At 67.3% G+C, this 12,871-nt stretch carries 13 protein-coding genes; 6 read left to right on the top strand and 7 right to left on the bottom strand.

From position 1 onward, the window contains the following. Together A5781_RS03240 and A5781_RS03245 are read left to right on the top strand one after the other, a co-directional pair. Positions 1 to 930: molybdopterin-dependent oxidoreductase (locus A5781_RS03240; protein WP_156624353.1), on the top strand; the 930-nt coding region annotated here is incomplete at its 5' end. 108 nt (positions 931 to 1,038) lie between these two features. After that, a complete protein-coding gene (locus A5781_RS03245; RefSeq protein ID WP_067201085.1) occupies positions 1,039 to 1,320 on the top strand; it encodes a hypothetical protein in 282 nt (93 codons plus the stop codon). Positions 1,321 to 1,338: 18 nt separating this feature from the next. Here A5781_RS03245 and A5781_RS03250 read toward each other — a convergent pair whose 3' ends face one another. Beyond that, the gene (locus A5781_RS03250; RefSeq protein ID WP_067201088.1) at positions 1,339 to 1,767 is read right to left on the bottom strand and encodes an SRPBCC family protein; all 429 of its coding nucleotides are present in this window, start codon (positions 1,765 to 1,767) and stop codon (positions 1,339 to 1,341) included. 121 nt (positions 1,768 to 1,888) lie between these two features. Further along, entirely contained in the window at positions 1,889 to 2,446 is a 558-nt protein-coding gene (locus A5781_RS03255; protein WP_067201090.1) for a hypothetical protein, read from the bottom strand. A gap of 193 nt (positions 2,447 to 2,639) precedes the next feature. On the opposite strand from A5781_RS03255, the gene A5781_RS03260 reads away from it, so the two are divergent. After that, complete coding sequence (locus A5781_RS03260; protein ID WP_067201193.1) at positions 2,640 to 4,394, top strand: DUF4407 domain-containing protein; 1,755 nt, start codon at positions 2,640 to 2,642, stop codon at positions 4,392 to 4,394. 23 nt (positions 4,395 to 4,417) lie between these two features. Here A5781_RS03260 and A5781_RS03265 read toward each other — a convergent pair whose 3' ends face one another. Both A5781_RS03265 and A5781_RS03270 read right to left on the bottom strand, forming a co-directional pair. Beyond that, positions 4,418 to 5,248, bottom strand: a complete 831-nt coding sequence (locus tag A5781_RS03265) for a DAPG hydrolase family protein (protein ID WP_067201092.1) — start codon at positions 5,246 to 5,248, stop codon at positions 4,418 to 4,420. Next, positions 5,248 to 6,588: an FAD-binding oxidoreductase gene (locus A5781_RS03270; RefSeq protein WP_067201094.1), complete on the bottom strand. Its 1,341-nt coding sequence runs from the start codon at positions 6,586 to 6,588 to the stop codon at positions 5,248 to 5,250. The genes A5781_RS03265 and A5781_RS03270 overlap by 1 nt, the downstream gene beginning before the upstream one ends. A 67-nt stretch (positions 6,589 to 6,655) precedes the next feature. Between A5781_RS03270 and A5781_RS03275 the strand changes: the two genes are divergently transcribed. Then, on the top strand, positions 6,656 to 7,402 hold the full coding sequence (locus tag A5781_RS03275) for an IclR family transcriptional regulator (protein ID WP_067201098.1): 747 nt from the start codon (positions 6,656 to 6,658) through the stop codon (positions 7,400 to 7,402). A 94-nt stretch (positions 7,403 to 7,496) separates the two neighbouring features. Here A5781_RS03275 and A5781_RS03280 read toward each other — a convergent pair whose 3' ends face one another. The 3 genes from A5781_RS03280 to A5781_RS03290 all read right to left on the bottom strand — a co-directional run bounded on the left by A5781_RS03280 (position 7,497) and on the right by A5781_RS03290 (position 10,740). After that, entirely contained in the window at positions 7,497 to 7,784 is a 288-nt protein-coding gene (locus A5781_RS03280; protein ID WP_067201100.1) for an ANTAR domain-containing protein, read from the bottom strand. Between the two features lie 244 nt (positions 7,785 to 8,028). After that, positions 8,029 to 9,393, bottom strand: a complete 1,365-nt coding sequence (locus A5781_RS03285; protein ID WP_067201103.1) for a wax ester/triacylglycerol synthase domain-containing protein — start codon at positions 9,391 to 9,393, stop codon at positions 8,029 to 8,031. 114 nt (positions 9,394 to 9,507) lie between these two features. Then, positions 9,508 to 10,740 carry a CaiB/BaiF CoA-transferase family protein gene (locus A5781_RS03290; RefSeq protein WP_067201104.1) on the bottom strand — a complete coding sequence of 411 codons (1,233 nt, stop codon included), beginning with the start codon at positions 10,738 to 10,740 and terminating at the stop codon, positions 9,508 to 9,510. 278 nt (positions 10,741 to 11,018) lie between these two features. Between A5781_RS03290 and A5781_RS03295 the strand changes: the two genes are divergently transcribed. Beyond that, positions 11,019 to 11,882: a mycofactocin-coupled SDR family oxidoreductase gene (locus A5781_RS03295; protein ID WP_067201105.1), complete on the top strand. Its 864-nt coding sequence runs from the start codon at positions 11,019 to 11,021 to the stop codon at positions 11,880 to 11,882. Between the two features lie 5 nt (positions 11,883 to 11,887). Continuing rightward, positions 11,888 to 12,871, top strand: a complete 984-nt coding sequence (locus tag A5781_RS03300; RefSeq protein WP_067201196.1) for a thiamine pyrophosphate-dependent dehydrogenase E1 component subunit alpha — start codon at positions 11,888 to 11,890, stop codon at positions 12,869 to 12,871.

The following is a 12,871-nucleotide window of genomic DNA, read 5'->3' on the forward strand; positions in this document are numbered from 1 at the left end:
CCCGCGCTGTCGCAGCGCGTGCACTGGCTCAGCAAGCGGCTGAGCATCCAGCACGCGCGGTCACTGCATTTCGTGGTGCTGGTCTACTTCCTGTTCTTCATCCTGGTGCACGTCACGATGGTGTTGACCACCAGCGCGCTGCGAAACCTCAACCACATGTTCGCCTCCCGCGACGACAACAGCTGGGTGGGCTTCGGAATCTTCGCCGCGGCCATGGTGTTGACGGCGATCGCGTGGGTTTGGGCCACTCCCTTCACTATTCGTCATCCGCGGGTGATTCAGCGGGTCGGATACGCGCTCGTCGGCCCGTTCCAGCGACTGCTGGAACAGCTCGACCCCAAGCCCGGCGCCTTCACCGAAAAGGACATCTCGCCGCACCACTGGCGCAACGGCCGCCTGCCGGAGACCGTCGAGTACAAAGAGCTGGAAGCAAACGACTTCCGGGACTGGCGGCTCAAGGTCTACGGTCTGGTCGAGCATCCGATGGAGTTTTCGCTCGAGGACTTGATGGCGCTGCCGTACCACGAGCAGATCAGCCAGCACTTCTGCATCCAAGCCTGGTCGGGCGTCGCCAAATGGGGTGGCGTGCAGATGAACACGATCATGGACATCGTCAAACCGCTGCCCGAAGCCAAATGGGCGGTGTTCTATTCGATGGGCCTCGGCGCGACGGGCGGCATCTATTACAACGCCCATCACATCGGCCAGATGGACCATCACATGACTATGCTCGCCTACAACATGAACGACCAACCCCTCCCCTACATGCATGGCAGGCCGCTGCGGTTGCGCAACGAACTGCAGCACGGTTTCAAACTCGTCAAGTGGATCAAAGGGATCGAGTTCGTGGCCGACTACCGCGACATCGGCAGCGGCTACGGCGGTTACAGCGAGGACCACAAATACTTTGGGCGGCACCAGACGCTGTAGGGCCTAGCGCCGAACCCTCGGCGCCGACGCCTCAGGTCGTTTGTCCCATCGGCAATCCGGGTAGCTCCACGGAAGCGCCGAACGGAAGCGACCAGAGGAGAGACGCCCATGAGCCACAGCCCTGTTGACCATGATCGGACCCTCCGCCCGGGTGAAGCCGAGCCGGCACACGACTTGAAGCGGACGCCCGGGCTGGTCATCGTCGGGGCCGCCGTGTTGGCACTCGTGATGTGCGTGGCCACATTCGCCCTCGGGGACGCCGGCGCGGGTGTCGCCGCCGCGATCGTCGCCATGCTGGCGTTCGGGGCCGGGCTGGCGTGGCTTGGCATGGACCGCAGGCGGATTCGCCAGGCCGAACGAGACTGGCCGATCGGCCACGTGGCGCGGTAGCCGCGCCGGTTGCAACGCCTACTGCAGCGAGGCGAGGTTTTTCACGGACTTCTGCACATCGGAGCGCAGGATCCGGGCGACCAACCCGCCGATCGGGCCGCTGAGTAATCCGCCCCTGAGGTCGGCGGTGAGATGGAAGTCGGTTCCGGGCTGCTGGTCCGTGACGGTCATCGCGACCCCGAGGCGGATCCCACCGCGACCGCGGCCTTGTAGCTCAATCGATTTCGGTTCATCGTAGTTGGTGATCGTCCAGTGGATGACGTTGCGGAAGCCCTTGACCTTCACACACGACGAGACGCAGGTGCCTTCCTCGATCTTGTCGGGAACGGGTCCGCGCCACCCGGCGAATATGGTCATCCACTCGTCGAATCGGCTCAGGTCGGACGCCAGCTTCCAGGCGGCCTCCGGGTCTACCTCCGACGACACCGAAACATCTACTCGTGCCACGCCTTGTCGCTCCTCCCCAGACAATGATTGCGGTTGGCACCGGCTCGGCAGCACAGGCGACCGGTGCGCAACGTGCACTGGGTACCCCGGTGGGGCCGTGCCTACGCGTTCGCCGCTCCCCTTAGGGCCAGGCCTCCTGCAATTGCTTCGCCACGTCGATGATCTGCGCGGCCTGCGACTGGGGCGCGTCGATCTCCTCGGCGACGTACTGGGCGACGAATCGGCGGATCTCGCCATCGACGCCGGCGAGGATGCGCAGCACCTCACCGCGGAAGGACTTCGACGACACGTTGACGGTGATATCGGAGGGCCGCGGTTTCGCGACGTCGACGATCAGCAGCAGCGGTTCGGCGGCTCGGGCCGTGGCCCGCAGCGCGATGTCCCCGGAGACGACGAACCGCTGCTTGTCGAGCCGAAGGTCGAGCAGCAGATCGATCGACAAGGGGATGTGGATGACGAACGTGATGCTGTCGCCCAGGCGACGGGTGACCTTGGGTTCGTGGATCTTGACGTTGGCGCTGACCTTGGCGATCCCGCCGGGCCCCTGAGCGATGGGCTCCATGGCGAACTCGTTGCCGGCGATGTCGGCAAATGCGGCGGCGACACGCTCGGGGGTGACAGCGACCTCGAAGAATCTGCGTCCGAACTCTTCGTAGGTGACATAATCGTGAGTCTCCATAGGCTTATACCGTCTCACGTCGGCCGCCGGAACCGTCGATGATCTGCACGCGTCGCAGAAATCCGCGTTCGTTACACCCCGCTGGGATCACCGCTGATCCGGGCGCGCTGTGAAGCGCGCCACAGGCCGGGCGCTTCGATTCGATCCGGCGGGTGGTGGCCTGGGAGGCTTGATGACTTGGGAGGTGATTTCGATGTGTGCCAAGAAAAATCCCGAGCGGCGCTCGGACTTCTCGCCCGCGGGCCTGCTCACCTGGCTTGGCGGCGGGCACCGGCGGGAGCTGGATGAGCGCCACGAGCGGTCCACCCACGCCGTCACCGGCGCGGTGGTGTTGTTCGGAGCGCTGCTGGCCTGGCTCGTCGCGGCGCTGGCGGTGATCGAGTCGGCCCACTGGTCGCTCCTGTTCGTGGTGCCGCTGACCCTGCTCTTCGGCCTGCTCGTCGGCGCGGTCACCCGCGCCATCACCTCCGGGTCTGGCCGGAGTCCGGCCGGCCTCGCGGCACGCGCGGTGGTCGCGGCCGCCCTCGGCGTCACCGTCGGCGAATTGGCCGCAATCGTCCTGCTCTCCGGCTCGATCGACCACCGTCTCGACGAACGCGCCCTGCGCAACGCCGGCTCCTCGCCGGCGGTTGCGCAGGCGACGGCGTTCCTGCAACAAACCAGGGATGCACGCGGCGCGCTCGACACCGCCGTCGACCGCGCTCACCAGCAGCAGGATCAGGCCCTGGTCATCGCGCGCTGCGAATACCACCCCACCCCCAGCTGCCCGCAAACCCGGATCACCGGTGTCCCCGGCGCCGGGCCCGAAACCCGCACGGCGAATGAGCTCCTCGCGGACGCCCAGCGTGAACTGGACGACGCGCTGGCGGCCCGGGATCGCCAGGCGCCCGGGCTGGACGCCGAAATCTCCCGCGAAGCGCACGCGCTCGACGAGGCACGCCACGGCGTCATCGCGGACGCCGATCGTGGCCTGGGTGCGCGCTGGGTCGCGATGAACGACCTGACCTCCGCCGACTTCGGTGCGCTGACGTTGCGGCTGCTGACGATCGCGTTCTGCGTGCTGCTCTACCTGCTGCCGCTGATCCTGGGGCGGTGGCGCGGTGAGACCAGCCACGATCGCCACGCGGCGGCGCGTGCCGAGCGGGAACGCGCGGAACTCGAGGCGGACACGGCGATCGCGATCAAGCGGGCCGAGGTTCGCCGGGAGGCCGAAATCATGTGGGCCGAGCACCAACTCACCCAGGCCCGGCTTGCGATCGAGGCCCAAACCGAGATCGACCGGGAGCAGCAACGCCGGCGCATCGTGGACGCTGTCGATCCCCCGGTGCTGGCGTCGTCGCACCGCACCTTCGAGCCCGCCGATGAAGACATTTACCTGCCGATCGCCGCGGAAGCCGAGGCCGCCAGCCGCGCGGCCCTCGGCCCGCCCGTCCCGGTGCACACCGCCGATGTGGAGAACCTGCCGGCGCCCATCGGGCGCGAGGTGCAGCCGCGCAAAGAGCGTGACACTTCGTCGATTCCGTCGATTCCGGACGCCACCAAGGCCGCGGCGCGCTGGATACGCCCGCTGGTGCCGCCGTTCGTGGCCCGGGTGATCGACACCACCACCGCGCCGCTGCGCACCGCGCGGCACGTCTTCGAAGAGGTCGAGGAGATCACGTTCGCGTTCAGGCGCACCCACAAAGTGACGGTCGACGCCGAAAGTTCCGCCGCCGGCGGTCGGCCCACCCGGCCCGCTGAGGCCGATGAAGCCCCTCCCGGGGAGGCGGGATTCATCGACTCGTCGCGCGTAGAGCGCGCGGCGGTGACCCATCGGCAGGTGGGTGGCCAGGAGCCGCACGGCCCGTCGCTGGGCGAGCGCGCCAACAACCCGGAGTTGGCGCAGCGGGAGGGTCCTGCCGAACTGGATTCGCCGACCGGCCCGCGTCAGCTCCCGCCGGCGAATTAGGTTGGCGTGAGCCCTATCCTGGCCTATTCGTCGCCGAAGGCGGCATATAGTTCCGGGAGGAAGGCCGCGAGGTGATTCATCTCCTGTGCGCAGTGCACCATCAGATTGCGAGCGCCGGTTTCCGCGTTGCCGAGCACCCGCGAGGCGATCGGGCGCACCGCGCGCGATGCGACGCCGGGGACGTTGCGCACTTCGATGTGCCGTCCGCCCATCCAGAATCGTGACCGCATCTCGGACCCGTTCGGCGTCGACCGGACGTGGTGGATGAACCATCCGACGTCCACCGGGGCCTCGCTGGATCCCAGCCGGGCGCAGATCGCGACCGCACCGTCGCTGTCGGGTGGGCAGCCCATCGCCGCCGGATCGACGAATTGGATTGCGCCATTGAGCATCGTCGAGCCGATGTACTCGCTGATCAACGACCAGCGGCCGACGTAGCGTTCGGCGCCCCGTAGGCCAACAGCCGCGTCGTCCCGGCCGCCCTGCCCTTGACCTTTCCAGGCGGCGTGCAGATGGGCCCGCGGATGCCACAGCTTGTAACGGCGGGTGTCGCAGCCGTGCCAGCCGAACCACCACGACCACATCTCCGGCGTGACCCCCGGCATGTCGGTGCGTACCGACACCTGATAGCCGCCGTCGTCGAGGACCCCGTAGCCGTTCTCGGTCCGCTGGTACCCGTCGTCGGCGACGCGCGCGGCGTCATCGAACGCCAACAGCGCCATGGCGCCTTGCGGCCCGTGTTCGAGTGCCTCGACGACATGGCGTGGCAGCGGGGCCATTTCGGGCGTGAAGAACTTGCCGAACGGGGTGTTCGCGTCGTCACCGCGATACCCCAGATACAACTCGCCCGCCATCAGAGTCGTCCCATCCAGCTGTTGAACACACCGTCGGGGTCGTACTCGGCGCGCACGCGGTCGAGCTTGGCCATGGCGGCGTCGCTGGCGAACCGCGCCGGACGCTGGCCGAGGTTCTCGTCGGCGAGCTGAATCCCGATGGCGGATTCGGACATCGCGGCCATGTTGGATCGCGCCCAGTCGGCGTACTTCGCCTCGTCGGCCGGGTCCTTCCACGAACCGTAGAGGGCCAGGTAGATGTCGCCTTCGATGCTGTAGGCCATGTCCTGGCGGGGAGGGCACGGCCCCCAGTTCAGCCACAGAAAATGCGCCGGGTGTGGGGGCATGGTGTCCAGGATCGTCCGGATGCCCGGCAGCAGGTCTTCCGCGGGCGCCGACGTCCACATGTTGTCAACCGCGTAGTAATGATCGGACAGGTAGTGGCTCATCGCGACGTCGTACCAGGTCGCCAGATCGGTTGGCATGTAAGGGATTTTGACCAGCGCCCGATCGGCGACCGGGCAGGTGCCGAACAGGGCGAGCGCCTTTTCCGCCTCCGCATCGGAATCCGCGAAGGCCGGCGACGCCAGCGAGATGACCGGGGTGTCGATGCCCATGTTCGGTTCGCCTCGGGATGCCACGGCCTGCAGCTCGACCCGGGGGTCCACTTCGGCGCTGACCGCGCGAGTCCACGTGAAGACCTCGTCGGCCAGCTCGAACGGATAGACATAGACGCTGGTGCCGCAGGCGCCGGGGCGCGGATAAAGCTTCAGACAGAAGGACGTGACCACGCCGAAAAATCCGGGTCCGGCACCACGGGCGGCCCAGTAGAGGTCGGCGTTGTTGCTGGCGTCGCAGTGAATCCTTTCGCCCTCGGCGGTGACGACATCGAGGCCCACGACGGATTCGCAGGCCGGGCCGAAAATGCGGCTGTTCCAGCCGTATCCACCCTGCAGGAGGTAGCCACCGAGACAGACCCCTTTGCAGTGACCGCCGGGAAAGAACAGGCCCTGCGCCTCGAGGTCGGCCATCAGCAGGCTGCCGCCCTTGCCCGGACCCACTCGGGCGAGGCCCTTTTCGGCGTCGATGGAAACGTGGTCGAGGCGGCTGACGTCGAGCAGAACGGAGCCGTCGCGCAGGTGGCTGGCCGCGAAGCTGTGTCCGCCCGAGACAATGCTGACCTTGAGCCCGTGGGACTTCGCATGGCGGATACCGGCGATGATGTCGTCGGTGTCGACCGCCTGCACGATCACTTCGGGGTAGCGTTCCGGTACCCGCTGGTGCCAGACGGTGCCACGACGGGCCGCCTCGTAGCCGTCATCGCCGCGGAAATGGTGCCGCCCGGCCGGTAGCCCGCTCATCTGGAATCTCCCGTGATCCGCACTTCGGATCTTTGTGATCCGCGATGCGGAACACTATAGTGGACGAATGCCGTCCTCGGGGGAAAATTTTGCAGCCGGCCGCGACGAGGGCATCCAAGTATTGCGTCGCGCCGCCGCCGCGCTGGACGAGATCGCCGCGGAGCCGGGGCGGTTGCGTCTGGTCGACCTCGGTGAGCGTCTCGGGCTGGCCAAGTCGACGGCTCGCCGGCTGCTGGTGGGCCTGGTCGAGGTCGGACTGGCCAGTGTCGATTCACAGGGCCGTTTCTCCCTCGGCGACCGATTGCTGGGGTTGGGCAGTTCCGACGGCGCGCACATCGCGGCGGTGTTCCGGCCGACGATCGAACGGGTGGCGCGCGCGACCGACGGCGAGACGGTCGACCTCTCGGTTTTGCGGGGCCGGCGAATGTGGTTCGTCGACCAGATCGAATCATCGCATCGCCTGCGCGCCGTGTCGGCCGTCGGCGTCCGGTTCCCGCTGGAGTCGACCGCCAACGGCAAAGCGGCCCTCGCGGCCCTCGACGACGCCGACGCCGAAGCGGTGATCTCCCGCTTGGATCCCGGGTCCGCCGACCGCCTCCGCGCCGAGGTGGCCGAGATCCGGCGCACCGGAATCGCTTTCGACCGAGACGAACACACGCCGGGTATCTCGGCGGCCGCGATCGCGCGACGCGGGGTGGGCGACAATCTGGTCGCTATCTCGGTGCCGGCACCGACGGAGCGCTTCCGGGAGAAGGAACAGCGCATCGTGGCGGCATTGCGCGCGGCCGGCGAATCGGCGGCCTGGCCGCGCTAGCGTCAGCGGAGCACGTTGATGCCGGCGTGATTGGAGTTGGGGACGGCCGGGTTACCCCTCGAAAGCTCGGCCGTTCCAACGTCTAGATGCCGGCTTAGCAGGGCACTGCGGCGGAGGAGAACAGCTTTCCCCACTCGTGCCGAGCCGCGGATTGCGCGTCGGTGAAGCTCGGTGTCTTTTCGCCGTCGCCGGCCAGGTGTACCAGCGCCCACGCCATCGCGAATACCGGCACCTTGTGCCGCAATGCCGCGCTGTGCAATTCGTCCAGGGCCGCTTCCGACGGGCACCGGCGAAGGCCGATGAGAATGCCCCGCGCGGTGTCGAGGATTCGACCAGAGTGTGGGCCACACGAGGTCTGGGCGGGAACCCAGTTCGTCGTCATGTTGTGGATACCTCCTGCGGCGCCGTCACGAACCCGCCACTCGCACAGCGGACGAGGAATTCCTGCGCTACGCATCATCGCGGCCGCAAACCTCAAAGGCGCCCTGTGCCATGATTTGTCGATCTTTCGCGTTGTGCCAGACCATCGCCGCGATCGATACCCGCCTGTGACCGTTCCGGGATCTGTTGCTAATCAACCAATCCGGTGAAGTGCCTGGTCGGTGCCGGAATCCGTGATCTTCGGGTCAGTTTGCCAAAGACAATAATTCGTCAAAGCCGGCGACGATAGCGTCATGGAACACGTCGTAGTCGGGTATCGCGGTGGTATCGACGTTCAACCCGAGACCACACGTGTCGACATAGGTGAGAAGTGTGACGTTGACCGCCGCACCGATGGTGGGTCCGAACGCGTACTGGGACCGCACCGCTGCACCGCCGAGGTAGACCGGCACGGGAACGCCCGGCACATCGCTGGCCACGAAATCAACGTGGCGCAGAACCGAGCCGATGTACCACCGGGGCACCAGATTGAGCACTCCGGCGATCAATTGCGTGTAGGGCAGCGATCTTTCGTTCCGTACCGCCGCGGTGCGCTGGCGTATCGCCGCGATGCGCTTTGCCGGATCCGCCTCGCCGACGGGCACGTCGAAGCGCATCAGCGTGATCCGGTTCCCGCCAATGCCATCGGCTTCGGTCCGCAGGCTGATCGGCATCGTGATGTGCAAGTCGTTCACCGCGACGCCGTGCTTCTCGTGGTACAGGCGTAGTCCACCCGCCACCCCAGCGACGAAAGCGTCATTCAACGCCCCACCGCAACGGTGCGCCGCTTCCCGAAGCGGCCGCGTCGGCACCTGATGCACCCCGAGACGCCGGATCAGGCCACGGTCCGTCGCCAGCGGTGACCCGGTTCGGCTGATCGGCCGGACGGTTCGGTAGACCGATGCCGCGGTGGTCGCCGCGGACCGGATCGTGGCGACGGGCCGCCGGACGCCGTCGTACATCAAACGTGGCACCAGGGAGGCCGCACCCGTCAGGGCGCTGCTGAGCAAGCCGGTGTCGTAGCGCGCGGCGTCGCGGTAACCCCGCAGCAGCGCTGGGGCCGCGACCTCCGGCTCGGGCGGCATGGGTTCCCCGGAATACAGATCTTCCGAGAGGTCGAACAGGTGCATCGCGATCTGGACCCCGCCGACCCCATCGGTGAGCGCGTGGTGAAACTTGCAGATCACGGCCGCGCCGCCGTTTTCCAGACCCTCGACGAACGTCGTTTCCCACAACGCGCGGGCCCGATCGAAATCCTGCATCTCGGCCAATCGGGCCATCTCGAGCACGTCGTCAAGCGTTCCGGGGGCCGAAACTGTCGCTCGCCGCAGATGGTAATCGAGGTCGAAGTCCCGGTAACGCTCCCATCGCGGCGGGGCCGGCGGAGGTGACTGCACCACGCGCTGCCGGAACATGGGCAACGTGCGGCTGATCAAGTCGAATCGCTTCCGCACTTCGTCCCAGTCTGGGGACCGGTCCAGAAGTACGACGCTGACCACGGTCGATCGCAGCCGTGGGTCAGTCTCCATCGCCCAGGTGAACGCGTCTGTGGCGCGCATGAATGCAGTCATGTCGGTGCTCCTTGCACCGAAGGTACGACGGCGAGCGCCCTAGGTCACCGGGTTATCGGCAGCCGATGACTTTGGTCACCACAGATAGCGCCTTTCGTCGACTGCCCCGGCGCCCTACAGAATCGCCTTGAGATCCTTGGCCCTGGCGATGTCGTCCCAATCGACGTCGAGTTCCAGCAGGATCTCTTCCGTGTGCTGACCGTGTTCCGGCGCACGGGCGGGCGCCGGCGGGGTCTCGTCGAACTGAACGGGCGCGGCGACGATCCGGTACTTCTCGCCGTGGTCGTCGACGTTGGTCACCACGTACCCGTTCGGTTCGACCTGCGGATCGTTGAGCGTCTCCCGCGGCGTCGCCAGGGCACCCCACACGCCCGGCTCGTCCTCGAGCGCCTTCTGCCAGTGGGCGAGATCGTGGCGGGCGAACACGTTGGCCAGGATCTCGGTGGCATCCGCGGCGTTGGCGATCAAGTTGCTCGACGGCACGAATCGCTCATCGGTGACCAGGTCAGCCAGGCCCACGCGCTCACAGAACCCTGCCCAGAACTTGTCCGGCTGCAGGAACACCAACTGAATCCACCTGCCGTCGCGGGTCTTGTACCTGTTCACGAGCGGGTTGATGGCCAACCCCGGCGGTGCGCCCGGTATCCCGTCGATGTCGAAGAAGTCGGCCGCCGAGATGGACGGCGCTATCGCCCACATCGCCTGGGCCAGCAGCGAGGAGTCGACGATCGTCGGTTCACCGGTGCGTTCGCGGTGGAAGAGCGCGGCGCATACGCCCCCGGCGAGCGTCGCCCCACCTTGGAGGTCGCCGAACCCCGGACCCTGCACCGCGGGCGTGTCCGTGCCGAACGGCGTGAGCGTGTAAGCGACACCGCCCCGGGCGAGATAGGTGGCCGCGTCGAACCCGCCGCGGTCGCGGTCCGGCCCCCGCACCCCCAGCCCGGTGCCGCGCGCGATGATGATTTTCGGGTTGAACGAACGGATGTCGTCCACGGTGAGCCGGGCCCGCTCGAGCGCCCCGGGCAGCCAATTGGTAAGGAACACATCCGCACTCGCCAAGAGGCGGCCGAACAGCTCGCGACCGGTTGCGGACTTGATGTCGATGGCGATGCTGCGCTTGCCTCGGTTGCCCAGCTCGAGGATGAAGTCGGCGTCCGGGCGCGCCGCCTGCCGGGTGAAGCCGCCGACGACCAGCGCGCGCCCGGGGTCCCCCGAGACCACACCCTCGACTTTGATCACGTCGGCGCCCCAGTCCGACAGGGCCGCACCGGCCGACGGCACGTAGGTCCACGACGCCAATTCGACCACCCGCACCCCTTGCAGGACACCACCGCGCACGCCAGACATCCCCAACTCCCTCGGTCGACCGGTTCATTCCTTGCTATTTTAGATATTCTAGCTAGTCTAGGGCGTAGTGGTAGCCCAGCTGCAGGTCAGAGCAGTTTTTCGTGGAAGAGATGCGATGAATCCGACCGTTGGCCCGATTCCAACACCCGTGACCCCGCATATCCCGGCGAAAAAGGGCGGCCGGCGGAGTCATTGCGGCCGCACCGGTGGTGGCACCGACGAATAGTGTTGGGCCCCAACGTGGGTCGCGATGTGGATACACGGACGAAGGACGGGCGATGGGCAGGGTAACCGGCAAGGTGGCCGTGATCAGTGGCGCCGCGCGCGGCCAAGGCCGTTCGCACGCGCGGATGCTGGCCGCCGAAGGCGCGGACATCATCGCGGTGGACCTGTGCGCCGACATCGAGACCAATGAGTATCCCCTGGCCCGGCGGGAAGACCTCGACGAGACGGCCCGGTTGGTCGAGAAGGAGGGGCAGCGCGCGTTCACCGCGGTCGCGGACGTTCGCGATCGGGTGGCCCTGTCCGCGGCGATCGATGAGGGCGTCGCCGAGTTGGGGCATCTCGACGTCGTCGTCGCCAACGCGGGCATCTGCCCGCTGACCGCGGGCCTGCCGCCGCAGGCCTTCGCCGACGCCGTGGACGTGGACCTGGTCGGCGTGCTGAACCTGGTGCACGCGAGCCTCAAGCATCTGCAGGCCGGCGCGTCGATCATCGTCATCGGTTCCAACGCGGCGTTCATGTCCTCGATGAACACCACCGGCATCGACGGGGGCCCCGGCGGCGCCGGATATGCCTTCGCGAAACTGGCTGCCGCGCATTACGTCAACGACTTCGCCCTGGCGCTCGCCCGGTTCTCCATCCGGATGAACGCGGTGCACCCCACCAACGTCAACACCGACATGCTGCACAGCCCGCCGATGTATCGGGCCTTCCGGCCGGACCTGAAGGATCCGACCCGCGAGGATGCCGAACCGGTTTTCCCGCTCGTGCAGGCTATGCCGATCCCCTATGTCGAACCCGAGGACATCAGCGAGGCGGTGTTGTTCCTGGCCTCCGACGCGGCGCGCTACATCACCGGGCAGCAGCTCCGTGTCGACGGCGGCGGCTTCCTCAAGGTCAAGCCGTGGTCGGGTGCGTGAGATCGATGACCGACTCCGCAACGGGCGCCCAGCGCCGGCTGTACGAGCTGATGGTGCTGATGAAAGCGGCCGACGACCGGCTGTCCAAAGGCATCGGCACCGGCGAGTTCATGTGCGTCTACTGGCCCTCGCGCGGCCAGGAGGCCATCGCCGCCGCGATGGGCGTGGCGCTGCGCCCCGACGATCAGCTGGTGACCACCTACCGCGGCCTGCACGACCTCATCGGCAAGGGTGTCCCGCTCGAGGAGATCTACGGCGAGATGATGGGCCGCACCGTCGGCGCCAGCCGCGGCAAGGGAGGCACCATGCACATCGCCAATCCCGCTAAGGGCGTGATGCTTTCGACCGGGATCGTCGGGGCCGGACCGCCGGTGGCGGTGGGACTGGCGATGGCGGCCAAACGCAAGGGCTCCGATCGCGTCACGGTGGTCAGTTTCGGTGACGGTGCGACCAACACCGGGTCCTTCCACGAGGCGGCGAACATGGCCGCCCTGTGGGACCTGCCGATGGTCTTCGTCTGCCAGAACAACCAGTACGCCGAGATGACGCCCACGGCCGACACCATGAAGCTCGAACGCGTCGCCGACCGGGCGGCCGGCTATGGCATGCCCGGGGTGCGCGTCGACGGAAACGACCCGCTGGCAGTCAAATCCGCACTCGAGGACGCGCTGCGGCGGGCCCGCTCCGGTGACGGCCCCACCTTCCTCGAATGCGTGACGTTCCGCTTCCGCGGCCATTACTTCGGCGACCGGATGCCCTACATTCCCAAGGATCAACTTGCCGCCGCGATGGAAGCCGACCCGGTCCCCCGGTTCCGCAGCCACCTCGCCGACACCGGCATCTGCACTCCGGACGAACTCGACCGCATCGACGACGAGGCGCTGGCCGCGGTGGAAGCGGCGCTGCAAGCCGTGATGGGCGCCGATTCCCCGTCTATCGAAGAGCTGGACCTGGATGTGTACGCGACCCCGATCAGGTTCCCGGTATGA

The organism is Mycobacterium sp. 852002-30065_SCH5024008 (assembly GCF_001665645.1).
Lineage (GTDB): Bacteria > Actinomycetota > Actinomycetes > Mycobacteriales > Mycobacteriaceae > Mycobacterium > Mycobacterium paraffinicum.